Source organism: Kitasatospora sp. NPDC003701 (assembly GCF_053587085.1).
Window position 1 is genome coordinate 1 of the sequence record NZ_JBSFNM010000174.1, and the last position, 1,374, is coordinate 1,374.

At 73.5% G+C, this 1,374-nt stretch carries 1 protein-coding gene; it reads left to right on the forward strand.

The features are described from left to right. Nucleotides 1-456: 456 nt before the first annotated feature. Complete coding sequence (locus tag ACWDRR_RS44475) at nt 457-1,278, forward strand: DeoR/GlpR family DNA-binding transcription regulator (RefSeq protein WP_449778049.1); 822 nt, start codon at nt 457-459, stop codon at nt 1,276-1,278. The last annotated feature ends 96 nt before the right edge of the window (nt 1,279-1,374 follow it).

Consider the following 1,374-nt stretch of genomic DNA (forward strand, 5'->3'; position numbering starts at 1 on the left):
CGCCGTCGTCATCCAACAACGCCGCAACGGCGAACGCCCCATCGGCCTCCCCGCCTGACACCACCACCCCGAACCCCTCCGCACAGGCACCCGGAGGCCGGGTCAGCCACGACACCGCACTTCCGACACCGTGACTTCCACCAGGACCCGAACCAGCGCCGGCCGTTCCACGACCGGTACGACCGGGGCGGTCGCCTGGCGGAACGGCGAGGGCCGCCGAGGGTCGGCCCGATCGCCACCGTCCGCCGGTGGCGCCCGTTCGGGACGGGCGCCACCGGCGGACCGGTACCGACCGCGAGCCGGTCCGAGCCCGGTCGCACGGCCCGGCGGCGCGCCGCGGGGAGAGCGGGCGGCGCCCGGTGCGGGCTCTCCGATCCGCTCGTCTCGCACCCATTGTCCGAAGGTCCTACTGCGCTATATTCGATCCGTTCGAGGGAGTCGACGACAGGTATGGGGATGTCCGATCAGGGACTGCTCGTCCAACAGCGCCGCGCCCTCATCCTGGAGGCGGTCCGACGCGACGGCGCCGTGCGCGTCTCCGATCTCGTCGTCGCGTTCGGGGTGTCGGACATGACGGTCCGCCGCGACCTCGACGCGCTGGCGCGGTCCGGCGCGGTGGAGAAGGTCCACGGCGGCGCGGTCGCGGCCGGCACCAGCGAAGAACTCGGGTTCGAGGTGAAGTCGACCCTGGAGTCCGCGGCCAAGGCCGCCATCGCCGAGGCGACCGCGGCCCTGGTCAATCCCGGCACGGTGGTGGCCATCAGCGCCGGAACCACCACGCACGCCGTGGCGGCACAGCTGCTGAACGTCCCGGACCTGACCATCCTCACGAACTCCCTGCCGATCGAGCGCCTCGTCCGCGGCGCGGCGGACGGCGCCCACCGGGCCCCCGTGGTCCTCCTGACGGGTGGCAGCGCGACCCGCTCCGAGGCCCTCGTCGGCCCCATCGCCGATCACGCCATCGCCTCCCTCCACGTGGACCTGCTGATCCTCGGCACCCACGGCGTCACCGAGCACCAGGGGCTGACCAGCCCCAACCTCGCGGAGGCGCAGACCAACCGGATGTTCCTCTCCCGCGCCCGCCGCGTCGCCGTGGCGGCGGACCACACCAAGTGGGGCATCACCGGGCTCAGCACCTTCGCCGACCTGGACCAGATCGGGTGGTTCATCACCGACGACAGGATGCCGCCGGAAGCCCGCGAGGTCCTCGCCGACCGGGTCGGCGAACTGGTCGTCACGGGCGCTCCCGAGAGCTCCACGGGCACCGACAACCGGTAGGGCCCGCCCGCCGGGTGCGCGGCCCCACCGGGACGCGCGCGCACCCGGCAGGAACGAGGCGACAACGAGTAGGGCGCCTGCGGGGTGATCACCCCG

Excerpts from the sequence above, each read along its gene's own strand:
- ACWDRR_RS44475 (WP_449778049.1), top strand. The coding sequence starts at position 457 with ATGTCCGATCAGGGACTGCTCGTCCAACAGCGCCGCGCCCTCATCCTG.